Annotated in this window: 22 protein-coding genes; 3 read left to right on the forward strand and 19 right to left on the reverse strand. The window is 73.4% G+C overall.

Annotated features, from left to right (window positions below):
* Window positions 1-177: 177 nt before the first annotated feature.
* From pyrF to pyrR, 7 genes are read right to left on the reverse strand one after another with little or no spacing between them, the layout of a single operon-like run.
* Complete coding sequence (gene pyrF / locus LBW97_RS00530) at window positions 178-1,020, reverse strand: orotidine-5'-phosphate decarboxylase (RefSeq protein ID WP_224497453.1); 843 nt, start codon at window positions 1,018-1,020, stop codon at window positions 178-180.
* Window positions 1,017-2,351, reverse strand: a complete 1,335-nt coding sequence (locus tag LBW97_RS00535) for a dihydroorotate oxidase (protein WP_224497454.1) — start codon at window positions 2,349-2,351, stop codon at window positions 1,017-1,019. The genes pyrF and LBW97_RS00535 overlap by 4 nt, the downstream gene beginning before the upstream one ends.
* Complete coding sequence (gene carB / locus LBW97_RS00540) at window positions 2,348-5,644, reverse strand: carbamoyl-phosphate synthase large subunit (RefSeq protein WP_224497455.1); 3,297 nt, start codon at window positions 5,642-5,644, stop codon at window positions 2,348-2,350. Before carB ends, LBW97_RS00535 begins: the two co-directional genes overlap by 4 nt.
* Window positions 5,644-6,810, reverse strand: coding sequence for a glutamine-hydrolyzing carbamoyl-phosphate synthase small subunit (gene carA, locus LBW97_RS00545; protein WP_224497456.1), 1,167 nt, complete (start codon window positions 6,808-6,810; stop codon window positions 5,644-5,646). The genes carB and carA overlap by 1 nt, the downstream gene beginning before the upstream one ends.
* Window positions 6,807-8,114, reverse strand: coding sequence for a dihydroorotase (locus tag LBW97_RS00550; RefSeq protein WP_224497457.1), 1,308 nt, complete (start codon window positions 8,112-8,114; stop codon window positions 6,807-6,809). The genes carA and LBW97_RS00550 overlap by 4 nt, the downstream gene beginning before the upstream one ends.
* Entirely contained in the window at window positions 8,111-9,031 is a 921-nt protein-coding gene (locus tag LBW97_RS00555) for an aspartate carbamoyltransferase catalytic subunit (protein ID WP_224497458.1), read from the reverse strand. The genes LBW97_RS00550 and LBW97_RS00555 overlap by 4 nt, the downstream gene beginning before the upstream one ends.
* The gene (pyrR, locus tag LBW97_RS00560) at window positions 9,028-9,675 is read right to left on the reverse strand and encodes a bifunctional pyr operon transcriptional regulator/uracil phosphoribosyltransferase PyrR (RefSeq protein ID WP_304505385.1); all 648 of its coding nucleotides are present in this window, start codon (window positions 9,673-9,675) and stop codon (window positions 9,028-9,030) included. The genes LBW97_RS00555 and pyrR overlap by 4 nt, the downstream gene beginning before the upstream one ends.
* Before the next feature lie 242 nt (window positions 9,676-9,917).
* On the opposite strand from pyrR, the gene LBW97_RS00565 reads away from it, so the two are divergent.
* From LBW97_RS00565 to LBW97_RS00575, 3 genes are all read left to right on the forward strand, one after another.
* Window positions 9,918-10,475: a transcriptional regulator gene (locus tag LBW97_RS00565; protein WP_224497459.1), complete on the forward strand. Its 558-nt coding sequence runs from the start codon at window positions 9,918-9,920 to the stop codon at window positions 10,473-10,475.
* Between the two features lie 160 nt (window positions 10,476-10,635).
* On the forward strand, window positions 10,636-11,559 hold the full coding sequence (locus LBW97_RS00570; RefSeq protein WP_224497460.1) for an ABC transporter ATP-binding protein: 924 nt from the start codon (window positions 10,636-10,638) through the stop codon (window positions 11,557-11,559).
* Entirely contained in the window at window positions 11,556-12,569 is a 1,014-nt protein-coding gene (locus LBW97_RS00575; protein ID WP_224497461.1) for an ABC transporter permease subunit, read from the forward strand. Before LBW97_RS00570 ends, LBW97_RS00575 begins: the two co-directional genes overlap by 4 nt.
* Here LBW97_RS00575 and nusB read toward each other — a convergent pair whose 3' ends face one another.
* From nusB to alaS, 12 genes are all read right to left on the reverse strand, one after another.
* Window positions 12,570-12,974 (reverse strand): transcription antitermination factor NusB, encoded by a 405-nt coding sequence (gene nusB / locus LBW97_RS00580; RefSeq protein WP_224497462.1) that lies wholly within the window; start codon window positions 12,972-12,974, stop codon window positions 12,570-12,572.
* 12 nt (window positions 12,975-12,986) lie between these two features.
* A complete protein-coding gene (efp, locus tag LBW97_RS00585; protein WP_224497463.1) occupies window positions 12,987-13,547 on the reverse strand; it encodes an elongation factor P in 561 nt (186 codons plus the stop codon).
* Window positions 13,548-14,645 carry a Xaa-Pro peptidase family protein gene (locus tag LBW97_RS00590; RefSeq protein WP_224497464.1) on the reverse strand — a complete coding sequence of 366 codons (1,098 nt, stop codon included), beginning with the start codon at window positions 14,643-14,645 and terminating at the stop codon, window positions 13,548-13,550.
* Window positions 14,642-15,076, reverse strand: a complete 435-nt coding sequence (gene aroQ, locus LBW97_RS00595; RefSeq protein ID WP_255600033.1) for a type II 3-dehydroquinate dehydratase — start codon at window positions 15,074-15,076, stop codon at window positions 14,642-14,644. Before aroQ ends, LBW97_RS00590 begins: the two co-directional genes overlap by 4 nt.
* Window positions 15,073-16,134 (reverse strand): 3-dehydroquinate synthase, encoded by a 1,062-nt coding sequence (aroB, locus tag LBW97_RS00600; protein ID WP_224497466.1) that lies wholly within the window; start codon window positions 16,132-16,134, stop codon window positions 15,073-15,075. The genes aroQ and aroB overlap by 4 nt, the downstream gene beginning before the upstream one ends.
* Window positions 16,131-16,664: a shikimate kinase gene (locus LBW97_RS00605; RefSeq protein WP_224497467.1), complete on the reverse strand. Its 534-nt coding sequence runs from the start codon at window positions 16,662-16,664 to the stop codon at window positions 16,131-16,133. The genes aroB and LBW97_RS00605 overlap by 4 nt, the downstream gene beginning before the upstream one ends.
* Window positions 16,661-17,854 carry a chorismate synthase gene (gene aroC, locus LBW97_RS00610; protein WP_224497468.1) on the reverse strand — a complete coding sequence of 398 codons (1,194 nt, stop codon included), beginning with the start codon at window positions 17,852-17,854 and terminating at the stop codon, window positions 16,661-16,663. The genes LBW97_RS00605 and aroC overlap by 4 nt, the downstream gene beginning before the upstream one ends.
* A 45-nt stretch (window positions 17,855-17,899) precedes the next feature.
* Window positions 17,900-18,562: a prepilin peptidase gene (locus LBW97_RS00615; protein ID WP_224497469.1), complete on the reverse strand. Its 663-nt coding sequence runs from the start codon at window positions 18,560-18,562 to the stop codon at window positions 17,900-17,902.
* A gap of 7 nt (window positions 18,563-18,569) precedes the next feature.
* Window positions 18,570-19,373 carry a shikimate dehydrogenase gene (locus tag LBW97_RS00620; protein ID WP_224497470.1) on the reverse strand — a complete coding sequence of 268 codons (804 nt, stop codon included), beginning with the start codon at window positions 19,371-19,373 and terminating at the stop codon, window positions 18,570-18,572.
* On the reverse strand, window positions 19,370-21,109 hold the full coding sequence (mltG, locus tag LBW97_RS00625) for an endolytic transglycosylase MltG (RefSeq protein WP_224497471.1): 1,740 nt from the start codon (window positions 21,107-21,109) through the stop codon (window positions 19,370-19,372). The genes LBW97_RS00620 and mltG overlap by 4 nt, the downstream gene beginning before the upstream one ends.
* Before the next feature lie 59 nt (window positions 21,110-21,168).
* The gene (gene ruvX / locus LBW97_RS00630; RefSeq protein ID WP_224497472.1) at window positions 21,169-21,684 is read right to left on the reverse strand and encodes a Holliday junction resolvase RuvX; all 516 of its coding nucleotides are present in this window, start codon (window positions 21,682-21,684) and stop codon (window positions 21,169-21,171) included.
* 197 nt (window positions 21,685-21,881) lie between these two features.
* Complete coding sequence (gene alaS, locus LBW97_RS00635; RefSeq protein WP_224497473.1) at window positions 21,882-24,566, reverse strand: alanine--tRNA ligase; 2,685 nt, start codon at window positions 24,564-24,566, stop codon at window positions 21,882-21,884.
* Between the last annotated feature and the right edge of the window lie 28 nt (window positions 24,567-24,594).

Below are 24,594 nucleotides of genomic sequence, written 5' to 3' on the forward strand. Positions count from 1 at the left end.
GTGCGGCGTGTCGCCGTCCCTACGGAAGCCATAGCGGCAGTGACACAGCGTGATTCACCCTGTTCAGGGACGAACTCGCCCGGTTCGGTACCGGAACTGGATAGGTCACTCCGTCGGCGCAGAATTCTCGACACGCCCACGATCCGACACGCCGTAGGAGAAGCGCAGACGACGTGCTCAGGCGGCGAGCGCCTCGGCCCAGCGCTCGGCCGCGGCACGCAGTGCGGCCCGGTCAGGACCCGCTCCGAGCACGTCGCGGGAGACGGTGGGGACGACGGCCGACGAGGCGCCGAACAGCCTGCGCAGGTCGCTCACGGTCCCGCCCTGCGCCCCCAGACCCGGGGCCAGCACCGGCCCGCCCAGACCGGCCAGGTCGACGTCGAGCTCGGAGAGCGTCGCGCCGACGACCACGCCGAAGGAGCCGGTGGTCGGGCCGAAGCGGCTCGCCTGGTCCTGCCCGTCATGGGTGTTCCAGCCGCGCACGGCATCGACGACGACCTGCGCCACCGACCGGTCCCCCACCACCGCGTGCTGCAGCGTGCCGGCGTCGGGGTTCGACGTGCGGGCCAGGACGAACAGGCCGCCCCCGAACTGCCGCGCCGTGTCCACCGCCGGCTGCAGGGAGCGCGGTCCGAGGTAGGGGCTGACCGTCATCGCGTCGACCGCGAGCGGGTGGTCGGGGCGCAGGTAGTCGGCGTAGGCGTCCATCGTGGAGCCGATGTCACCGCGCTTGGCGTCCAGGAGCACCAGCGCTCCGGCCGCGCGGGCTCGGGCGGTCGCCTCCTCGAGGACGGCGAGCCCGCGCGAGCCGTGCCGCTCGTAGAACGCCAGCTGCGGCTTCAGGACGGCGACGGTGCCGGCGAGGGCGTCGACGACGGCGTCGGTGAACCGCGCCAGCCCGTCGGCGTCGTCGGAGAGCCCCCAGGCCTCCAGCAGCGGCGCGTGCGGGTCGATGCCGACGCACAGCGGCCCGCGGGCCGCCACGGCGTCGGCGAGGCGCTGTCCGAACGGCTCGGTCACGGGTTCTCCAGGTCTCGGGGCAGGGTCTCTCCCAGCTCGGTGATGCACTTCCGCGCGAGGAGCGGGTCGGCGAACGCGCCGGCGGCGGACTGCACGGCGTCGGCGCCGGCGGCGAACAGCGCCTCGAACGACGCCGGATCGGTGACCCCGCCCATGGCGAGGACGTCGAAGCGCACGCCGCCGGACTGCCGCAGCGCGACCAGCCGCCGGGTGAAGTCCAGCGCCGGGTCGCGCACCGCGATGCCGGAGAGCCCGGCCAGCTCACGACCCGGGAACGTCGGGGTGCCGTCGCTGCGGCGCACGCGCGACTGGACCGTGTTGATCCCGGCGATCCCGTCGACCAGCGGGGCCAGCCGCGGCACGAGCGCGGCCAGGCGCTGCTCGTCGAGCCAGGAGAGCTTGGCGACCAGGGCGGTGCGGTCGTCCAGCTCGCGCCGCACGGCCTCGACGACGGCGACCGTCGCGTCGGGGTCGAGGCACAGCGGCGGCTTGACCCCGGCCGTGCTGAGCGTGTTCGGGCAGGACAGGTTGAGCTCCACCACCGTCGCTCCGGCCTCCTCCGCCATCCGCGCGGTGCGGGCGAAGTCCGCCGCGAGGTCGTCGCCCTCCCCCATCACGCTGACCAGGAGCAGCTGCTCCTCGCCCACGGCCGCCAGGGCCCGCGCGAGGTCGGCCATCCACTCCTCGGGCTCCGGAGAGGGGACGCCGAAGGAGTTGACGCTGCTCACCGCGGTGGAGCCCGGCGCGACCCAGTCCCACGGGTCTGCGACGACATCGGCCGCCGCCCCGGGCGCCAGGCTCGCGGTCTCCCGGGCGGCGAACGCCCAGTTGGGTTGCTCGTTCGGCGGGTGGGCGCGGCCGCGGACGGTCTTGTACGTCAGCACGTTCCAGCCGTTGGCGACGTTGTGCCGCACCCACGCCTCGCTGCCGTTGAGCACGCACGCGGGGATCCCGATCGGAAAGCCGATGGTGCGGCCGAGCAGCGTCCAGCGCCGCTCCGTGGTCGGCCGCTCGGACAGCCGGGGGCCGAGCGGGCGGGCCAGGTTCTCCCGGAAGGACCCCAGGACGTCGTACATCGGGCTGGGCACGCCGGAGACGGCCAGCAGGTCGGCGTGCCCGGCGAAGTACAGGACCCTGGTCAGCAGTGGCAGGTCGCCGTCCCCCGCCTCGCCGGACGCGAGGCGCCCGGCGAGGCCGGTGACGTCAGCGGTCAGGCGGTCCAGCTCCGCCTGCGGGGGTCGCCCGAACCGGGTGACCCCCGCCTGGAACGCCGCGGGCAGCCCGTCGACCAGACCCCGGCCGACGAGCTCTTCCCGCAGCGGCTCGGTCACGGGCGGGGTCCGGCGAGCGCCGCGTGGACCTCCTGCAGGCTGCGGACGCCGATGTTGCCCTGGCGGAGCGCCTCGATGCCCTGCACCGCGGCCGACATGCCCTGCACCGTCGTGATGCACGGGATGCCGGCGGAGACCGCGGCGGTGCGGATCTCGTAGCCGTCCAGGCGCGGGCCGCTGTTGCCCGGGGCACCGAAGGGCGTGTTGAAGACCAGGTCGACCGTGCCGGCCAGGATCGCCTCGACGATGTTCCCCGGCCCCTCGCTGAACTTGCCGACGACCTCCGCGGCGACGCCGTGGCGGCGCAGGACCTGTGCGGTGCCGGCCGTGGCCAGCAGCGTGAAGCCGAGGTCGGCGAGCCGCTTGATCGGGAAGACCGCCGACCGCTTGTCCCGGTTGGCCAGCGACACGAAGACCGTGCCCTCGGTGGGCAGCGACCCGTAGGCGGCGGCCTGCGACTTGGCGAACGCGGTGCCGAACTCGGCGTCCAGGCCCATGACCTCGCCGGTGGACTTCATCTCCGGGGAGAGCACGGTGTCCACGCCGTAGCCGTCGACGGTGCGGAACCGGTTGAAGGGCAGGACCGCCTCCTTCACCGCGATCGGCGCGTGCGGCGGGAGGTCGGTGCCGTCGCCGGTCGTCGGCAGCACCCCGGCGACCCGCAGCGAGGCGATGGACTCCCCCACCGCGATCCGCGCCGCGGCCTTCGCCAGCTGCACCGCCGTCGCCTTGGAGACGAACGGCACCGTGCGGCTGGCCCGGGGGTTGGCCTCGATGACGTAGAGGATGTCGTCCTTGATCGCGTACTGGACGTTCATCAGCCCGCGGACACCGATCCGTGCCGCGAGCTTCTCGGTCGCCGCGCGGATCTTGAGCAGGTCCGCCGACCCCAGGGTGATCGGCGGCAGCGCGCACGCCGAGTCGCCGGAGTGGATGCCGGCCTCCTCGATGTGCTCCATGACCCCGCCCAGGTACAGGTCGATGCCGTCGTAGAGCGCGTCGACGTCGATCTCGACGGCGTCCTCCAGGAACCGGTCGACCAGCACCGGGTGGGCGGCGCTGACGTCGGTGGCCTTGGCGATGTAGGCCTCGAGCGTCGCGTCGTCGTAGACGATCTCCATGCCGCGCCCCCCGAGCACGTAGGAGGGCCGCACGAGCACCGGGTAGCCGATGGACGACGCGATCTCGTGCGCCTCGGAGTACGTCGTCGCCATGCCGTGCTTCGGGGCGAGCAGCCCGGTGTCGGCGAGCACGCGGGAGAAGGCGCCGCGGTGCTCGGCGTCGTCGATCGCCTCCGGCGAGGTGCCCAGCACCGGGACGCCGGCGTCCTTGAGCCGCTGCGCCAGGCCCAGCGGCGTCTGCCCGCCGAGGGTGCAGATGACCCCGGCGACGGGGCCGGCCGCGCGCTCGGCCTCGACCACCTCGAGGACGTCCTCGAAGGTCAGCGGCTCGAAGTAGAGCCGGTCGGCGGTGTCGTAGTCGGTGGAGACGGTCTCGGGGTTGCAGTTGACCATCACCGCCTCGTAGCCGGCGTCCTGCAGCGCCATGACGGCGTGCACGCAGGAGTAGTCGAACTCGATGCCCTGCCCGATCCGGTTCGGCCCGGACCCGAGGATCAGCACCGCCTCCTTCTCGCGCGGCTGGACCTCGGTCTCCTCGTCGTAGGAGGAGTAGTGGTACGGCGTCCGGGCGGCGAACTCGGCGGCGCAGGTGTCCACCGTCTTGTAGACCGGCCGAACGCCCAGCCGCCAGCGCAGCGCGCGGACGCCGTCCTCACCGGCCAGCTCGGGCCGCAGCACGGCGATCTGCCGGTCTGACAGGCCGTGCCGCTTCGCCCGGCGCAGCAGCTCCGGGGTGAGCGACGGCGCCTCGGCGACGGCGTCCCCGATCTCGCGGACCAGCGCGATCTGGTCCACGAACCACGGGTCGAAGCCACTGGCCTCGGCGACCTGCTCGACGGTGGCGCCGGCGGCCAGCGCGGCCTCGGCGGTGTAGAGCCGGCCGTCGACCGGGGTGCGCAGCGCCTCGAGCAGCTCCTCGGCGGAACGGGTCTCCGGCGCGGTCGTCCAGAAGCCCGACGCCTTGGTCTCGGTGGACCGCATGGCCTTGCCGAGCGCCTCGGCGAAGTTGCGGCCCATCGACATGACCTCGCCGACGCTCTTCATCGTCGTGGTCAGCCGCGGGTCGGCCCCGGGGAACTTCTCGAAGGCGAACCGCGGGATCTTCACGACGACGTAGTCCAGCGTCGGCTCGAAGGCCGCCGGGGTCACGCCGGTGATGTCGTTGGTGATCTCGTCGAGGGTGTAGCCGATGGCGAGCTTCGCGGCGATCTTGGCGATCGGGAAGCCGGTGGCCTTCGACGCCAGCGCCGACGACCGGGAGACCCGCGGGTTCATCTCGATGACGACGAGGCGGCCGTCGGCCGGGTTGATGGCGAACTGGATGTTGCAGCCGCCGGTGTCGACGCCGACCTCGCGCAGCACCGCGATGCCGACGTCGCGCATCCGCTGGTACTCGACGTCGGTGAGCGTCATCGCCGGGGCGACGGTCACCGAGTCACCGGTGTGCACGCCCATCGCGTCGATGTTCTCGATCGAGCAGATGACGACGACGTTGTCGCTGCGGTCGCGCATCAGCTCGAGCTCGTACTCCTTCCAGCCCTTCACCGACTCCTCGATGAGGACCGTGTGGACCGGGGAGTCGGCCAGGCCGTGGGAGGCCATGCGGCGCAGCATCGGCTCGTCGGTGGCGAAGCCGGAGCCGAGGCCGCCCATGGTGAAGCTGGGCCGGATGACGACCGGGTAGCCGACCTCGGCGGCGGTCTCCAGCGCCTCCTCGACGGTGCCGCAGACCCGCGAGCGGGGGGCGTCGGCGCCGATGGAGCGGACGATGTCCTTGAACAGCTGCCGGTCCTCGCCGCGGTTGATCGCGTCGACGTCGGCGCCGATGAGCTGGACGCCGTACTTCTCGAGCACGCCGTTCTCGTACAGGCCGATCGCGATGTTCAGCGCCGTCTGCCCGCCGAGGGTGGCCAGCAGCGCGTCGGGCCGCTCCTTGGCGATGACCTTCTCGACGAACTCCGGCGTCAGCGGCTCGATGTAGGTCGCGTCGGCGATCTCCGGGTCGGTCATGATCGTCGCCGGGTTGCTGTTGACCAGGCTGACCCGCAGGCCCTCGGCGCGCAGGACGCGGCAGGCCTGGGTGCCGGAGTAGTCGAACTCGGCGGCCTGGCCGATGAGGATCGGCCCGGAGCCGATGACCATGACGTGCTGGATGTCGGTGCGCTTGGGCATCAGTTCTTCTCCCCGGTGCTGTGCTCGACGACCGGGGCGGGCCCGCCGGCGTGGACCTCGCCTGTGCGGGCCTCTTCCATCAGGTCGACGAAGCGCTGGAACAGCGGCGCCGCGTCGTGCGGCCCGGCGGCCGACTCGGGGTGGAACTGCACGCTGAACGCCGGTACCTCGAGGCAGCGCAGCCCCTCGACGACGTCGTCGTTGAGCCCGACGTGGCTGACCTCCACCTGCCCGTAGGGAGTGTCGGTCGGGCGGTCGAGCGGCGCGTCGACGGCGAAGCCGTGGTTGTGGCTGGTCACGCGGACGGTGCCGCTGACCCGGTCGAGCACCGGCTGGTTCAGGCCGCGGTGGCCGAACTGCAGCTTGTACGTGCCCAGGCCCAGCGCGCGGCCGAGGATCTGGTTGCCGAAGCAGATGCCGAAGAGCGGACGGCGCGCGTCGAGGACGCCCTTGACCGCGGCGACGGCGTAGTCGGCGGCGGCGGGGTCGCCCGGGCCGTTGGAGAGGAAGACCCCGTCCGGGCCGGCGGCCAGCAGCTCGTCGGCGGTGGCCGTGGAGGGCAGCACGTGGGTCTCCACGCCGAGCGCGGCCAGGTGCCGCGGGGTGGCGGTCTTGATGCCGAGGTCGAGGGCGGCGATGGTGAAGCGCTTCTCCCCCTCCGCCGGGACGACGTAGGCCTCGGTCGTGCTCACCGTGGGCGCGAGGTCGGCGCCCGTCATGCCCTCTGCGGCGGTGACCCGGGCCAGCAGCGCCTCGGCGTCCAGCTCGGTGCTGATCCCGGCGCGCATCGCGCCGCGGTCGCGCAGGTGGCGGGTGAGCGCGCGGGTGTCGATCCCGCTGATGCCGACGATTCCCTGGGCGACCAGCTCGTCGTCCAGGCTGCCGGTCGACCGCCAGTTGGACGTGCGGCGGGCGGGGTCGCGGACGACGAAGCCGGCCGGCCACATGCGGCGGCTCTCGTCGTCCTCGTCGTTCACCCCGGTGTTGCCGATGTGGGGTGCGGTCATGGCCACGATCTGACCGGCGTAGCTGGGATCGGTCAGCGTCTCCTGGTAGCCCGTCATGCCGGTGGCGAACACCGCCTCCCCGACCGTCGTCCCGGGAGCGCCGTAGGACTCGCCCCGGAACGTGCGCCCGTCCTCGAGGACGAGCAGAGCCTCACTCACTTCTGTGCCTTTCCGTCCAGAACGGTCGGCGCCCCGTGCAGGAACGTCGCGACCACCCGGCCGGGGAGATCCCGGCCGGCATAGGGGCTGTTGCGGCTGCGGCTGGCCAGCGCCGCGGGGTCCACCGTCGAGCGGACGGCCGGGTCGACGAGCACCAGGTTGGCGGGCTCGCCGGGAGCGATCGGACGACCGTGCTCGGCGAGGCGGCCGATCTGCGCGGGCCGCACCGACATGCGGTCGGCGACACCGGCCCAGTCGAGGCGGCCCGGCTCGACCATGGTCTCGATGACCACCGAGAGCGCCTGCTCCAGCCCGAGCATGCCGGGCCGGGCCGAGGCCCACTCGCTCTCCTTGTCCTCCACCGCGTGTGGCGCGTGGTCGGTGCCGACGGCGTCGATCGTGCCGTCGGCCAGGCCGGCCCGGAGCGCCTCGATGTCGGCGTCCGTGCGCAGCGGCGGGTTCACCTTGAAGACCGGGTCGTATCCACCCACTCCTTCCCGGGCCTCCACGCACGCGTCGGTGAGCAGCAGGTGGTGCGGGGTGACCTCGGCGGTGACCTGCACGCCGCGGGACTTGGCCCAGCGCAGGATCTCCACCGAGCCGGCGGTCGAGACGTGGCAGACGTGCAGCCGCGCGCCGACGTGCTCGGCCAGCAGCACGTCGCGGGCGATGATCGCCTCCTCCGCGGCGGCCGGCCAGCCGGTGAGGCCGAGCTTCGCCGAGCGGTCGCCCTCGTGCATCTGGGCCCCGACGGTGAGCCGCGGCTCCTCGGCGTGCTGGGCGACGACGCCGTCGAAGGCCTTCACGTACTCCAGCGCCCGGCGCATCAGGGCGGGGTCGGAGACGCAGTGCCCGTCGTCGGAGAAGACCCGGACGCGGGCCGCGGAGTCGGCCATCGCGCCGAGCTCGGCCAGCCGCTCGCCCTTCAGGCCGACGGTCACCGCGCCCACCGGGACGACGTCGACCAGACCGGCCTCCTGGCCCAGCCGCCACACCTGCTCGACGACGCCGGCGGTGTCGGCGACGGGGTCGGTGTTCGCCATGGCGTGCACCGCGGTGAAGCCGCCGAGCGCCGCGGCGCGGGAGCCGGTCTCCACGGTCTCGGCGTCCTCGCGGCCCGGCTCGCGCAGGTGGGTGTGCAGGTCGACCAGGCCCGGCAGCGCGATCAGCCCGGCGGCCTCGACGACCTCGGCCCCGGTCGCGGACAGCGAGTCGCCGATCGCGGCGATCCGACCGTCCTCGATCAGGATGTCGACGGCGTCGCCACCGAGGGGCTTCGCGCCCTTGATCAGGTAGTTCGTCACTGGGGAGCGCCTCCGAGCAGCAGGTAGAGCACGGCCATGCGGGTCGAGACGCCGTTGGCGACCTGCTCGACGATCGTGGAGCGGACGGAGTCGGCCACCTCGGCGGCGATCTCCATCCCGCGGTTCATGGGCCCGGGGTGCATGACGATCGCGTCGTCCGGCAGCGCGCCCATGCGGCGGGCATCCAGCCCGTAGCGGCGGCTGTACTCGCGGGCGCTGGGGAAGAACGAGGCGTTCATCCGCTCGGCCTGCACGCGCAGCATCATCACGACGTCGCTCTTGGGCAGCACGGCGTCCAGGTCGTAGCCGACCTCGGCGGGCCAGGCCCCGACACCCACGGGCAGCAGCGTCGGCGGGGCGACCAGCGTGACCTCCGCGCCCAGGGTGTGCAGCAGGCGCACGTTGGAACGGGCGACGCGGCTGTGCAGGACGTCGCCGACGATCGTGACCCGCACGCCCTCGAGGCGGCCGAGCCGGTGGCGGATCGTGTAGGCGTCCAGCAGGGCCTGGGTGGGGTGCTCGTGGGTGCCGTCGCCGGCGTTCACGACGCTGCCGCGCACCCAGTTCGCCAGCCGGTGCGGGGCTCCGGAGGCCGAGTGCCGGACGACGACGCCGTCGGCGCCCATGGCCTCCAAGGTCAGCGCGGTGTCCTTGAGGCTCTCGCCCTTGGAGACGCTGCTGCCCTTGGCGGAGAAGTTGATGACGTCGGCGGAGAGCCGCTTGGCCGCCAGCTCGAAGGAGATCCGGGTGCGGGTGGAGTCCTCGTAGAAGAGGTTGACCACGGTGCGGCCGCGCAGCGTCGGCAGCTTCTTCACCTCGCGGCCGGCCAGCGCCTGCTCGATCTGCGCCGCGGTGTCGAGCACCAGCGTCGCGTCGTCGCGGTCGAGGTCGGCCGCCTCCAGCAGGTGCCGCTTCACGCTCGGCCTCCCTGGTCGGCTCCGCGGTCGCTCCGCTCCTCGCTCGCAGGCCTCGCTGCGATGCTCACTTCCTGTCGCTCTCCCGGCTCCTCCACGACGACCTCGTCCACGCCGTCGGTCTCCGCGAGGTGCACGCGGACCTGCTGGGCGCGCGACGTCGGCACGTTCTTGCCCACGTAGTCGGCCCGGATCGGCAGCTCGCGGTGCCCGCGGTCGACCAGGACGGCCAGCTGCACCGCCTGCGGCCGGCCGAGGTCGCGCAGCGCGTCGAGGGCCGCGCGCACGGACCGCCCGGAGAACAGGACGTCGTCGACGAGCACCACCAGGCGGCCGTCGATCCCGCCGTCGGGCAGGAGCGTGGATTCCAGCGCCCGCACGCCGCGGAGCCGCAGGTCGTCGCGGTAGAGCGTGATGTCGACGGTGCCGACGTCGACGGTCACCCCGGAGAACGCCTCGATCCGGGCGGCGAGGCGGCGGGCCAGCGGGGCGCCGCGGGTCGGGATGCCGACGAGCACGAGATCGGCGAGGCCGTCGCTGCCGGGGCGGACCGTGGCCGCGCGCTCGATGAGCTGGTGCGCGATGCGGTCGATGATGCGGGCGACGTCGGCGGAAGAGAGCAGAGCAGGCTGGGACGTGCGGGCCATCAGGCCTCCTTCCCCGCCTCACTGGACGGGTCGTTAAAGGAGTGGTCGGACCGGCTGCGACGGTACTGCATCCGCCCTCCGCGACCGGTGCCGGGCCAGGTGGGAGGCCACTTCGGCCACGGTCCGTGGCGAAACGATCACCAGGGTTCTCCGTCGATCCCGCCTGTTGTGATCCAGGCTTCACCAGTACGCTGCGTGACGACCAGCACCCTTCCGAGACGACGGACAGTGAGCAGACGCAGATGAGCACCGACTACTCACGGGCCCTCGGCGCCCGGCTTCGCGCGATCCGCAACCAGCAGGGGCTCTCCCTGCAGGGCGTGGAGGACAAGTCGCACGGCCGCTGGAAGGCGGTCGTCGTCGGGTCCTACGAGCGTGGTGACCGTGCGGTCACCGTGCAGCGCCTCTCCGAGCTCGCCGTCTTCTACGGCGTGCCCGTCTCCGAGCTCCTCCCCGACCCCCGGCCCAGCTCCGCGGTCACCTCGACCAACAAGATCGTGCTGAACCTGGAGTCCCTGGGCTCGCTGCCCGCCGACGAGGCCGGCCCGCTGGCCCGGTACGCCTCGACCATCCAGGCGCAGCGGCACGACTACAACGGCAAGGTCCTCTCCATCCGCGCGGAGGACCTGAAGTCGCTGGCGATCATCTACGACATGAGCCCCGACGAGCTCACCTCCCGGCTCATCGAGTGGGGCGTCCTCTCCCCCGGCATGGAGGGCATCATCAGCTCCGGCGGGGACGACGACCTGGAAGAGGACGTCGACGACTCCTGGGGCGACCGCCGCCGCGCCCCGCGCTGATCCGCTGACGAAGGGCCCCTGCCGCACGACGGCAGGGGCCCTTCGTCGTTTCCGGCGCCGCCCGGTCTCGACACGCGCCGCAGACGCTGTCTCCGGCCCGGGCTTTGTGCCAGGGTGCTCGCACCCCGGGCCGCGTGCCCGCTCGCCGAGAGGGATCCGCATGCCGGCAGTGGAGATGGTGGGCGTCTCGAAGACCTACCGCAGACGGGGCGGTCAGCCGTTCCGGGCGCTCGACGACCTGCACATGACCGTGGAGTCCGGCGGCGTGCACGGGCTGCTCGGGCCGAACGGCTCGGGCAAGACGACGTCGATCCGCGTGCTGCTCGGCCTGGTGCGCCCCGACGCCGGCGCCGGGCAGATGCGGCTGCTCGACCGGCCCGTCCCCGCGGAGCTGAACGGTGTCATCGCCGAGGTCGGCGCCCTGGTGGAGACCCCGCTCTTCTCCCCCGGTCTCTCCGGCCGGATGAACCTCCGGCTGCTGGCCGAGGCCGCGGGTGTCTCCCGCGCACGCATCGAGGAGTGCCTGGAGTTCGTCGACATGCGCGACCGCGCCGGCGACCGGTTCAAGGGCTACTCCCTCGGCATGAAGCAGCGCCTCGGCATCGCGGCCGCGCTGCTCAAGTCGCCCCGCCTGCTGATCCTCGACGAGCCGAGCAACGGCCTGGACCCGGCCGGCATCAAGGACGTACGGGAGCTCGTGCGGCGACTCGGGCACGACGGCCGGACGACGGTCCTGGTCAGCTCGCACCTGCTGGGCGAGGTGCAGCAGATGTGCGACTCGGTCACGATCCTCGCCCGGGGTCGGCAGGTCGCGTCCGGCCCGGTCGCCGCGGTGCTGTCGCGGACCGGCTCGGGCGACGTCCGCGTGGGCGTTCCGGACCCCGCCGGCGCGGCCGCGGTGCTCACCGCCGCCGGCTACTCCGTCTCGCCCGCCCCGGACGGGCAGGTGCTGGTGCACGGCTCCCCCGCTCCCGGCGCCATCAGCCGCGTGCTCGCCGAGCACGGCCACTACGTCGAGGAGCTGGTCCGCGTGACCCCCGACCTGGAGAGCGCGTTCCTCGCCATCACCGGAGGGCAGGCGTGAGCGCCGCGACCCAGCAGCCGAAGGCCCCGGTGGGGCCCGAGGCTGCGCGCCGCACCGGCAGCCTCGTGCGCAGCGAGCTGCTCCGGTTCGCCACCCGCCGCTTCATCCAGGTGCTCCTCGGCCTCGCCGTCCTCGGCTGGCTCGGCGCCATCGGCATCGGGCTGCTCTCGTTCGACCAGCCGACTCCCGCGGACTACGCCGTCGCCGAAGCGGAGTACGAGCGGGTCATCGCCGACGAGGAGGAGTGGCGCGAGGAGTGCGCCGAGCAGGCCGAGGCGGCCGGGCAGCCGACCGATGCGTTCTGCGGCCCGCCGCTGACGGTGGAGAACTTCCTCCAGGTGGAGCCGTTCGACCTGGGCGCCACCGCCGAGGTCGGCGCCATGGGCTTCGCGGCCGCCGCAGCGGTCCTCGCGTTCCTCGTGGGCGCCACCTGGATCGGCGCGGAGTGGTCCAACCGGTCGATCGTCGCGCTGCTGTTCTGGGTGCCGAACCGGCTGAAGGTGATGGGCGCCAAGCTCGGCGTGCTGACGGTCGCCGCCGCTGTCATCGGGGTGGCCGCGCAGGCGGCCTGGCTGGCCATGGCCGGGATCCTCGACGCCGCGGCCGGCTCGGGGGCCGAGCTGCCCGACGGCTTCTGGAGCGAGCTGCTGGCCGCGCAGGGCCGCGCGGTGCTGCTCACGGTGCTCATCGCGCTCATCGGGTTCGGCCTGGCCAACCTGACCCGGAACACCGGCGCCGCGCTGGGCGTCGGCTTCGTCTACTTCGCCGTCCTGGAGAACGCCCTGCGCATCTGGGACCCGATGGTCGAGCGCTGGCTGCTCACCAGGAACGCCGTCTCACTGGTCCTGCCGGGCGGCAGCGAGGTCTACGACTACGACGACATCGACGCGACGGGCAACCCCGCGACCTACCTGATCAGCAACCTGCACGGTGGCCTGGTCGTCGCCGCCTTCGCCGCCGTCATCGTCGGCATCGGCGCCTGGCTGTTCGCCCGCCGCGACCTGCACTGATCAGGCAGGGACCTCGGCGGCGAGGATGGCGCCGAGGACGCCGTTGACGTACTTCGGCGACTCGTCGGTGGAGAGGGCCTTGGCCAGCTCCACCGCCTCGTCGATGACGACCGCGTCGGGGACGTCGTCGACCCACAGCAGCTCGTAGGTGGCCATGCGCAGGATGGCGCGGTCCACGTCGGGCAGCCGGTCCAGCGACCAGCCCGCGGTGTGGGTCTCGATCAGCTCGTCGATGCGGGCGTCGTTCTCCTGGACACCCTCCACCAGCCGGACGGTGTGCTCGGGCACCGGCGGGTTGCCGTCGGCGACCCGCTCCCGGAGCAGCTCGAGGCGGTCCCGGCCGCGGACGTCGGCCTCGTAGAGGACGTCGACGGCGCGCTTACGGGCCTTCGTGCGTGCAGCCATGAAGGTGGGCGCTCAGTTGACGCGGCCGAGGTACCGGCCGTCGCGGGTGTCGACCTTGAGCTTCTCGCCGGTGGTCACGAACAGCGGCACCTGGATCTGCGCACCGGTCTCCAGGGTGGCGGGCTTCGTGCCACCGGTGGAGCGGTCGCCCTGCAGGCCCGGGTCGGTGTGCTCGACGACCAGCTCCATGGTCACCGGCAGCTCGACGTAGAGCGCGGTGCCCTCGTGCACGGCGACGGTGACCTCGGTGTTGTCGAGGAGGTAGTCCGCGCCGCCACCGACGGTCTGGGCCGGCACGTAGATCTGGTCGAAGGTGTCACCGTCCATGAAGACGAAGTCGGTGCCCTCCTTGTAGAGGTAGGTCATCGACCGCTTGTCCACGGTGGCCGTCTCGACCTTCGTGCCGGCGTTGAAGGTCTTGTCCACGACCTTGCCCGACAGCACGTTCTTCAGCGTGGTGCGCACGAAGGCGCCACCCTTGCCGGGCTTCACGTGCTGGAAGTCGGTGACGGTCCAGAGCTGGCCGTCCAGGTTGAGGACGATGCCGTTCTTCAGGTCGTTGGTGGTAGCCATCTAGAGAACCAGCAGTTCCTTGCTCGTGAGGGTCAACAACTCGGGCGCGTCGTCCGTGACGATCAAGGTGTCCTCGATCCGGACACCACCGTGCCCCGGGAGGTACACCCCGGGCTCCACGGTGACGGCCATGCCGGCGGCCAGACTACCCGCGCCCAGCTGGCCGATGCCCGGCGCCTCGTGGATCTCCAGCCCGACACCGTGCCCGAGACCGTGCGTGAAGTGCTCGCCGTGGCCGGCCGCGACGATGACGTCGCGCGCCGCGGAGTCCACCGCGACGACGTCCGTGCCCACCGCCAGCGCCGCCCGGCCGGCCGCCTGCGAGGCCACGACCAGCTCGTAGATCTCGCGCTGCCAGTCGGCCGCGTGCCCGAGCACGAGGGTGCGGGTCATGTCGGAGTGGTAGCCGTCGACCGTCGCACCGAAGTCGAGCTTGAGGAAGTCGCCCTCGCGCAGGACCGTCGCGTCGGGACGGTGGTGCGGGATCGCGGAGTTCGCCCCGGTGGCCACGATCGTCTCGAACGACGGCGCCTCGGCACCCAGCGCGAGCATGCGGGCGTCGAGCTCGCGACCGACCTGCAGCTCGGTGCGACCGGGACGCAGCGCGCCCTCGGCGGCCAGCTCGGCGAGCGCCTGGTCGGCGACCGCGCAGGCCCGGCGCAGCGACTCGATCTCGCCGTCGTCCTTGATCGCCCGCTGGGCCTCGACGGCGCGGCGCACCGAGACCAGCTCGGCTCCGGCGCCCCCGGCGGCGGCGTCGGCGAGCACCCGCTCGAGGCCGTGCAGGCCGTCGACGGTCAGGTCGTGGGACTCGTAGCCGATCCGGCCCGCGCCGCGTCGGACGGCTTCGCGCGCGAGCGCCGGCACGGTGGTCCGGTCCACCAGCAGCTCGACGTCGGGGACCTGGGTGGCGGCCTGCGTGGTGTAGCGGCCGTCGGTGGCGAACAGGTCGGACGCGTCGGTGCGTACCAGCAGCGCGCCGTTCGAGCCGGTGAAGCCGGTCAGGTAGCGGACGTTGAGCAGGTTGGTGACCAGGACGGCGTCCAGCCCCCGCTCGGCCGCCGCGGCCCGCAGCACGTCCCGGCGGGTCGCCGTCACGAGTGCCCCTGCAGCACCAGCCACTGCAGCGCCAGCACGTACCCGCCGACGCCGAGGCCGACGATCGCGCCGTCGGCCACGCGGGAGACGTAGGAGTGGTGCCGGAACTCCTCGCGCGCGTGGATGTTGCTGATGTGCACCTCGACGACCGGTCCGGTCACCGCGGCGACGGCGTCGTGCAGCACCACCGAGGTGTGCGACCAGCCGCCGGGGTTCAGCACGACCGGGTCGCCGGCGTCGGTGGCCTCGTGGATCCAGCGGAGCAGCTGCCCCTCGTCGTCGGTCTGGCGCACCAGCACCTCGACGCCGAGCTCGCCGGCGGCGGTCTGCAGCAGGTCCTCCAGCTGCGCGTACGTGGTGGACCCGTAGATCTCGGGCTGGCGGGTGCCGAGCCGGCCGAGGTTGGCGCCGTTGAGCACGTGGATCGTCATGCGTTTCCTCCATCTACGGCGGCCCATGCGGCGTCGAGCCAGGCCTGGTCGGGGTCGGTCAGGATCCGGGGGTTGCCCAGCCCGTCGAGGACGACGAAGCGCAGCGACGCCCCTCGCGCCTTCTTGTCCACGCGCATCACCGACTGCAGCCGGTGCCAGTCGCCGGCGTAGGTGGTCGGCAGACCCAGGGCGGCGACGAGGTCGCGGTGCCGGGCCACCTCGGCAGCGGTGAGGAGGCCGGCCTGCCCGGCCAGCTCGGCGGCGAAGACCAGGCCGACGGCGACCGCCTCGCCGTGCCGCCAGCCGAAGTCCTCGATCCGCTCGATCGCGTGCCCGAGGGTGTGCCCGTAGTTGAGGAACTCGCGGACGCCGGTGTCGAGGAGGTCCTCCCCCACCGCCTGCGCCTTGACCCGCACCGCGCGCTCGATGAGCTCCTCGGTGTCGGTGCGACCGGTCGGATCGGCGTCGAGCAGCTCGAGGATCCGGCCGTCCGCGATGAAGCCGCACTTGACGATCTCGGCGAGGCCGGAGCGGAACTCCGCCTCCGGCAGCCCGACCAGCAGATCGGTGTCGGCGAGGACCGCCGTCGGGGGGTGGAAGGCGCCCACGAGGTTCTTCCCCGCGGCGGTGTTGATGCCGGTCTTGCCACCGACCGCGGCGTCGACCATGCCGAGCAGGCTGGTGGGCACCTGGACCACGCGGATGCCCCGCGTCCAGGTGGCGGCGAGGAACCCGGCCAGGTCGGTCACCGCTCCCCCGCCGATGCCGACGACCGCATCGGAGCGGGTGAGCCCGAGCCGGCCGAACTCCCCCCACACCTCGGCGGCGACCTGCGCGGTCTTGGCCGCCTCGCCGTCGGGGACGACCACCGCCTCGGCGGCGACCCCCGCGGTCTGCAGCGTCTCGACCGCCGCGCCGGCGGCAGCGGCCAGGGGTGCGGTGTGGACGACGGCGACCTTCGACGTCCCGGCGAGCACGAGCGACAGCTCGGTCTGGGCGCCGGCGCCGATGACCACCTCGTAGGGCTTCTCCCCGGCGACCGGGACCCGGCGGGTCACCGGTCCACCTGCGGAGCCAGAACGGCGAGCACCTCGGCGACGACCTCCTCCGGCGCGCGCCCCGCGGTGGAGACCCGCTGGGTGGCCACCTCCGCGTAGAGGGGGGCGCGCTGTTCGAGCATGGTGCGCAGCATCGCGCGCGGGTTGACCGCCAGCAGCGGCCGGTCGCGGGAGAGCCCCGCGCGACGGGCGGCGGAGGCGACGTCGATGTCCAGCCAGACGACGGTGCCGCCGGCCCGCCCGTGGGCGACGAGCAGCGCGCGGGTCGCGGAGCTGGTCACCGCTCCCCCGCCGAGGGCCAGCACCCCGGTGTGCTCGGCGACCGCACGGGCGACGGCCTGCTCCTCGAGCGCCCGGAAGTGCGGTTCGCCCTGCTGGACGAACAGGTCGGAGACGCTGGAACCGGTCTCGGCCTCGACGTCGCGGTCGGTGTCCCGGAAGGGCAGCCCGCACGCGGCGGCGACCGCGGTGCCGACCGTGGTCTTCCCGGACGCGGGAGGACCGACGAGGACCAGGGCCGGGCCCGTCACCGGTACGGCAGCGCGTCGAGGTAGCTCTGGGCGTTGCGCCGGGTCTCGGTGACCGAGTCGCCGCCGAACTTCTCCAGCACCGCGTCGGCGAGGACGAGGGCGACCATCGCCTCCATGACGACGCTGCCGCGGGGCACCGCGCACGCGTCGCTGCGCTGGTTGATGGCGACGGCGGCCTCGCCGGTGGCGACGTCGATCGTCTGCAGCGCGCGGGGCACGGTGCTGATCGGCTTCATGGCGGCACGGACGCGGAGCACCTCGCCGTTGGTCATGCCGCCCTCGATGCCGCCCGCGCGGTCGCTGAGGCGCTGGACGCGGTGCTGCCCGTCGTCGGCGGCGCTGCTGACGATCTCGTCGTGCGCCACGGAGCCGCGACGACGCGAGGTCTCCAGCCCGTCGCCGACCTCCACGGCCTTGACCGACTGCACGCCCATGAGCGCCGCGGCCAGCCGGGCGTCGAGGCGCCGGTCCCAGTGCACGTGGCTGCCCAGGCCCGGCGGCAGGCCGTGGACGACGACCTCGATGACGCCACCGAGGGTGTCGCCTCCTCTGCGGGCGTCGTCGATCTCGGCGGTCATCCGCTCGCTGGTGGCCGGGTCGGCACAGCGCACCGGGTCCTCGTCGAGCCGGGGGTTGTCGTCGGGGCCGGGCACGATGCCGTCGGGCGCCACGACCGGGCCGATGCCGACGACGTGGCTGACGACGGAGGCGCCCACCGTCTGGCGCAGGAACGCCTGGGCGATGGCGCCGAGCGCGACCCGGGCGGCGGTCTCCCGCGCGCTGGCCCGCTCCAGGACCGGGCGGGCGTCGTCGAAGCCGTACTTCTGCATGCCGGCGAGGTCGGCGTGACCCGGTCGCGGTCGGGTGAGCGGCGCGTTGCGCGCCTGACCGGCGAGCACCTCGGCGTCAACGGGGTCGGCCGACATGACCGTCTCCCACTTGGGCCACTCGGTGTTGCCCACCTGCACCGCGATCGGTCCGCCCTGCGTGCGCCCGTGCCGGACGCCGCCGGTCAGGGTCACGACGTCCTGCTCGAAGGACATGCGAGCCCCCCGGCCGTGCCCCAGCCGGCGGCGGGCCAGCTGGAGATCGAGGTCGGAGGTCTGGACCTCTACCCCGGCGGGGAGGCCCTCGAGAATGGCGGTGAGCTGCTGGCCGTGCGACTCACCGGCGGTCAGCCAGCGCAACATGTGCGCGATTGTGCCGTACGGCCTCGCCGGCTCCGGTGGCCCGGGTCACCCAGGCGGGACGGCGCCGATCGCGAGGGCGAGAACGGCCCCGATCAGGAGCGGCGGACCGAAAGGCACGGCGCTCTGCCAGCTCGCCCGGCCGATCAGCACCAGGACCACCGACGACGCCGCGCCGACGAGCAGACCGAGGAAGATCCCGGCCAGGAGCACGCCCCAGCCGAACCAGCCGAGGACCAGCCCCAGCAGGCCCAGCAGCTTGACGTCCCCGAAGCCCAGAGCAGACGGCGAGACCGCACGGGCTCCGGCCATGACCGCGAACGCGGCGCTCCCGGCCACGACCGATCTGGCCAGCGCCGCCCAGGTGTCGAGGACGACGGCGTCGACCAGGACGGCGGCGGTGAACACCACGGCCGCCGGGAGCAGGACGCGGTCGGGCAGCCGGTGGACGGCGAGGTCGACCGCCCCGAGGACGACGGCGGCCGCGGCCACCCACAGCAGCCCGGCCGTGGCGGGCCGCAGCTCGCCGGAGAGCACGGCGGCGCAGAGCAGCCCGGCGGTGAGCGCGGTGACGACCACGTCGCGCAGCGGTGCTCCCGGAGCCCCCGCACCGCGGGCGGCCAGCCGCCCCGTGGTGCGGGAGAGCCACGGCCCCAGGACCAGCCCGAGGAGCACCGCGATCCCGGCGAGGACGGGGCGGGAGACGTCCACGCCGGCCTCAGCGACCGGCGAGCGCCGCGTCCAGCGCGGCACGCATGGCACCGATCGGCGCCTGCTCACCCGTCATGAGCTCGAACTGCTCGGTGGCCTGCCAGAACAGGACCTCCAGGCCGCTGATCACGGTGCCCCCGGCAGCCGAGACCCGGTCGGCCAACGGCGTCGGCCACGGCGCGTAGAGCACGTCGAGCACCGTCTGCCCGCGCTGCCAGTCCAGTGCGGCCACCGCCGGCTGACCGTCCACCGGAACGGTGCTGACCACGACGGGGGCGGTCACCCGGGCGCCCTGCAGCGGCAGGACCGTGGCCCTCACGTCCAGGGCCTCGAGCACGCGTACGACGTCGCCCGCGCGCCGGGGGTTGCGGACCACGACGTCGACCTGCCGGGCACCGAGCGAGGCCAGCGCCACCGCGGCAGCGACAGCCGTGCCCCCGGCCCCGAGCACGGCGGCCCGGGGTGCGGACTCCACGCCGGCCAGCTGCAGGGCCATGCCGATGCCGCCGACGTCGGTGTTCTCCGCGCGCCAGCCGGTCTCGTCGCGGACGAGGGTGTTCGCCGCCTGCAGCAGGGCGGGCAGCGGCGCGACCCGGTCCGCGACCTCCACCGCCATCTGCTTGTTCGGCATGGTCACCGAGAAGCCCCGCCACTCCGGCCCCAGCCCGGCCAGCAGGTCGGGCAGCTCCTCGGGACCGATGTCGAGCGCGTCGTAGGTCCAGTCCGAGAGACCGAGCGCGGTGTAGGCCGCCCGGTGCAGCAGCGGGGAGAGCGAGTGGGACACCGGCCGGCCGAGGACGGCGGCCCTCATCCCTCGGGGTTCGCCCGCAGCCACTGCTGGAACAGCAGCACGTTCTGCTGGTGCTCCTCCCCGGTCCGGGCGAAGCGGGTCTCGCCGGTGTCGGGGTCGACCACCACGAAGAAGCGCCAGTCGCCGTCGGCCGGCGCCAGGACCGCCTTGATGGCGTCGTCTCCCGGGTTGCTGATCGCACCCGGCGGCAGACCCGGGTGGAAGTAGGTGTTGTACGGCGACGGGTTGGCCCGGTCGGCCGCCGTCGTCGTGATCCCACCCTTGCCGTTCGCGTAGTTGACGGTGGTGTCCAGCTGCAGCGGCATGCCGTCGGAGAGCCGGTTCTCCAGGACCCGGGCCACCTTCGCCATGTCGTCGGCGCCGGCCGCCTCGGCCTGCACGATGCTGGCCTTGGTGAGCACGGTGAGGCGGTTCGCCTCGGGCACCTGCAGCGAGTCGAGCGCCTGCACGGCCCGCGACACCATGGCCGAGAGCATGTCGACGGCGGTGTCGCCGGGCTCGAAGTCGTAGGTCGCCGGGAAGAGGAAGCCCTCGAGCATCCCGTTGGCGTACGGGGGCAGGCCGAGCGCGACCGGGTCGGCCGCAGCGGCCTGGAGCTCCTCCAGCGGGGTGCCGGTGTCCTCCGCGAGGCGGGCCAGCACCTGCACGGCGGTGAGCCCCTCGCGCAGCGTCACCCGCGAGACCTGGCGGGCCGCCGGGTCCAGCAGCAGGTCCAGGGCCGCGGCACCGCTCATCTGCAACCGCAGCGTGTAGACGCCGGGCTGGATGCCGGTGGCGGCCGGGTTGTCCTCGGCGGCGTCGATGAACGGACGCGTCGAACCGATGACATCGGCGCCGTCCAGGGTCCGGGCGATGTCGCTGAGCGTGTCGCCGGAGTTGACCCGGATGTCGACGCTGCTGGTGCCGGCGCCGGTGTAGTCCTGCGAGGTCGGGTCGAGCATCGCGAACAGCCTCTGGCCGCCGAGGACGATGCCCACCACGATGGCGCCGAGCACCAGGAGCGCGAGCAGCACCGCGAAGGGGCGCCGACGGCGACGCCGCCGCTCCCGGTCGCTGCGCGGGTCGTAAGGGGCCACCGGGATCTCGTCGTCGGTCATCGGACCGGCGGGATCACCTGCGAGGCGGTCGTCGTCGAGGACGAGGGAGTCGTCCTGGTGGTCGTGCGGGTGCTCGTCGTGCGGCTCGTGCGCCGCCGGCTGCTCGGGCAGCGCGACGGTCGCCGGGACGTCCGGGGTCCGGTCGGCGCGCCGGGACCGGCGCAGCCCGCGGCGACGCGGGCGCTCCTCGTCCACGTTGGCGCCGATGACGTCGAGCGCACCGGTCTGCTCCTCCCACGGCAGCGGGTCCGGGCCCGGGAGGTCCTCGACAGGACGCTCGGCGTCGTCATACCGGCCGGAGACTCGGGGCGTGGCGACCGTGGGGTCGTCCTCGCCGGTCCCGCTGGTGGCGAGCCGGTCCCAGACGCCGGTCGGCATCGGGGGCAGGGGGCCGGACGGGTGCTGGCGTGAGACGCCCTGTGCGGGGCGACCGCCGGGGTGGTCCGGGTGGTCGGTGGACCCGTAGGACCACCAGTCCGGCTCGACGAGCGGTCCGGTCCGGTCCTCGCCGCGGTCGATCAACCCCGACCCGTGGCGGGCGCCGCTCCTGTCGGGGTGCAGCGGCGGACGAGCGGAGGAGCCCGGCGGGGTGATGCCACCGGTGGGGGCGCCGGGGCCGGTCCAGGAGGACGCAGGCAACCCACCGGTTCCGTCGTCGGAGGAGTGCCTCCCCCGCCGCGGCGGCCCGCCGGGCGCGCTCACGTGGGCGCCCGCCGGCTGTCGAGATACTGCTGCAGGATGACCACGGCGGCCGCCTGGTCGATCACCGGGCGCGAACGACGGCTGTCGATGCCGCCTTCACGGAGGTGACTGGCTGCGGTCACGGTGGAGAGCCTTTCGTCGATCATGTGGACCGGCACATCCGCTATGCGGTCGGCCAGTTCCTGAGCGTAGTTGCCCGCATCGACGGCCGACGCTCCCGACGCACCTGACAGATGCCTCGGCTCTCCCACGACCACCTCTGTCACCTCGTGTTCCGCGACCAGGGCCACGATCCGGTCCAGATCGGCGCCGCTCTTGGCCCGGTTGAGCGTCTCCAGCGGACTGGCGAGGATGCCGGTCGCATCGGACAGGGCGAGGCCGACCCGCACCGTCCCGACGTCGATCCCGAGCACCCGGCCGCGCGGCGCACCCGCTCCTGCGCGACGCGGCGGCACCTTCAGGTGCTGCGGCCACCCCCCGGACAGGTCGATCTCCGTCGTCTCGTGCTTCACCGGGGGGAAGCCCTGACGGAGGTCGATCTCGGTGGTCGGGTGGTACGTCGGCTGCTCACCGGTCGATCCGGCAGGCCGCGGCCGGGCCGGAGGCACGGCCGGCAGTTCCCGGCGCCGCCTCCCGACGGGCCCGGTGTCCCCCGGGTTCTGCCCGAAGTCGGACTCGGTACCGCTCTCGTCGGAGCTCCCCACGGTGCTCACCTTCCCTCGGCGGCCGCAACCGCCTGCTCGCCGGCCTGCAGTGCCGCGGGGATACCCGCGGGATCGGTGCCGCCTCCCTGGGCGACGTCGGACTTACCGCCTCCGCGGCCGCCGACCGGGGCCGAGGCCGCCTTGAGGACGTCGTTGGCCGACAGCCCCTGCGCGACCGCGGCCGGGTTGAGCGCTGCCACCAGTGCCACCTTGCCACCGGACTCCGAGGCCAGCAGCACGACCGCCGGGCGGTCGGCGGACAGCCGGCCCCGGATGTCGAGGGCGAGCGTGCGCAGATCGCCGCCGCCCAGATCCGCCGGGGAACCGGTGACGACGGCGACGCCGCCGACGTCCTTCGCCGACCCGGCCAGCTGACCGGCCGCGGCCACGCTCTGCTGCGAGCGCAGCTCGGCCAGCTCGCGGTCCAGGTCGCGGATCCGGGCGACCATGCCGCTCACCCGCTCGACCAGGCCGTCCTGCGGCGCCTTGAGGAGATCGGCCAGCTGGCGGACCAGGTCGCGCTCGCGCGCCAGGTAGCGGAAGCCCTCGAGGCCCACGACCGCCTCGACGCGCCGCGAGCCCGATCCGACCGACGACTCGCCGGTCAGGGCGAGCGTGCCGATCTGCGAGCTGCCCCGCACGTGGGTGCCACCGCAGAGCTCGCGCGACCAGGGGCCGCCGATCTCCACGACGCGCACCTCCTCGCCGTAGGTCTCGCCGAAGAGCGCGATGGCGCCGAACGCCCTCGCCTCGGGCAGCGTCATGTAGGACGCGGAGACCTTGTGGTCGGCGCGGACGGCGGCGTTGGCGACGTCCTCGATGTCGGTGCGCTGCTGCGCGGTGAGCGCGCCCTGCCAGGCGAAGTCCAGGCGCAGGTAGCCCGGCCGGTTGTAGGAGCCGGACTGCAGCGCCTGCGGGCCGAGCACCTCGCGCAGCGCGGCATGCACCACGTGCGTGCCGGAGTGCGCCTGGCAGGCGGAGAGCCGCCACTCGTGGTCGACCTCGGCGGTCAGCTCGGCACCGCTGCGCAGCTCGCCCTCGAGCACGCGGATCTGGTGGGCGACCAGGCCCTTGACCGGCCGCTGCACGTCGATGACCTCGGCGCGGCCGCCGTCCCAGGTGAGGATGCCGGCGTCGGCCACCTGGCCGCCGGACTCCGCGTAGAAGGGGGTGCGGTCGAGCACGACGCGGACGATCTCGCCCTGTGCCGCCACTGTGCCGGCTTCCCCACCCTCCCGCTCCTCCTCGGCGACCAGCGCGAGCACCCGGGAGTCGGTGCGCAACGTGTCGTAGGCCCGCCAGTCGGTGGGACCGTGCTCGGCCAGCAGCCGGCGGTAGGCCAGGACGTCGACGGAGCCGGTGCGCTTGGCGCGGGCGTCGGCCCGGGCGCGGTCGCGCTGCTCCTTCATGAGGGCCCGGAAGCCCTCCTCGTCGACGGTCACGCCCTGCTCGGCGGCCATCTCCAGGGTGACGTCGATCGGGAACCCGTAGGTGTCGTGCAGGCTGAACGCCTGGTCGCCCGAGAGCTTCGGGGTGCCCGCGCTCTTCGCCTGCTTCACCGCGGTGTCGAACAGCGCCGTGCCCGAGGTGAGGGTGCGCCGGAACGCCTCCTCCTCCGCGTACGCGACGCTCGAGATCCGCGCGAAATCGGTCTCCAGCTCCGGGTAGCTGGCCTTCATGGCCTCCTTGGAGACCGGCAGCAGCTCAGGCAGCGAGGCGTCCTCGACACCGAGGAGCTTCATCGACCGGACGGCGCGGCGCAGCAGCCGGCGGAGGATGTAGCCGCGGCCCTCGTTGCCGGGGGTGACGCCGTCGCCGATGAGCATCAGCCCGCTGCGGACGTGGTCGGCGACGACCCGCAGCCGGACGTCGGCCTCGATGTCCTTGCCGTAGGTGACGCCGGAGAGCTCCGCGGCGCGGCGGAGAACCGGGGAGACCTCGTCGATCTCGTACATGTTGTCGACGCCCTGCAGGAGGTAGGCCACGCGCTCCAGGCCCATGCCGGTGTCGATGCTCTTCTTCGGCAGCTCGCCGAGGATCGGGAAGTCCTTGCCCTCCCCGTCTCCCCGCTCGTACTGCATGAAGACGAGGTTCCAGATCTCCAGGAACCGGTCACCGGTCGGATCGGCCTCGGGGCCGCCGTCGGGGCCGAACTCGGGGCCGCGGTCGTAGTGGATCTCCGAGCAGGGGCCGGCCGGGCCCGCGGCGCCGGTGGACCAGTAGTTGTCGTCCATGCCGCGGCGCTGGATGCGCTCAGCCGGGACGTAGGCCCGCCAGGCGTCGAACGCCTCGTCGTCGTCCAGGTAGACGGTCGGCCAGATCCGCTCGGGGTCCAGGCCCAGCCCGCCGTCGGCGACCTTCCCGGTCACGAGGTCCCAGGCGAACTGGATCGCCTCGGCCTTGAAGTAGTCGCCGAAGGAGAAGTTGCCGTTCATCTGGAAGAACGTGCCGTGCCGGGTGGTCTTGCCCACCTCCTCGATGTCGAGGGTGCGCACGCACTTCTGCACGCTGGTGGCGCGCGGGTACGGCGCGGGCTCGCGGCCGGTCAGGTACGGGATGAACGGCACCATGCCGGCCACGGTGAACAGCAGCGACGGGTCCGGGGAGACCAGCGAGGCACTGGGGACGACGGTGTGGCCACGCTGCTCGAAGTGCTCCAAGAAGCGGCGGCGGATCTCGGCGGTCTGCATCAGCGATCTACTCGGTTCGACGGGACCG

Origin of the sequence: Blastococcus sp. LR1 (assembly GCF_020166105.1) — a bacterium.
Classification (GTDB): domain Bacteria; phylum Actinomycetota; class Actinomycetes; order Mycobacteriales; family Geodermatophilaceae; genus Blastococcus.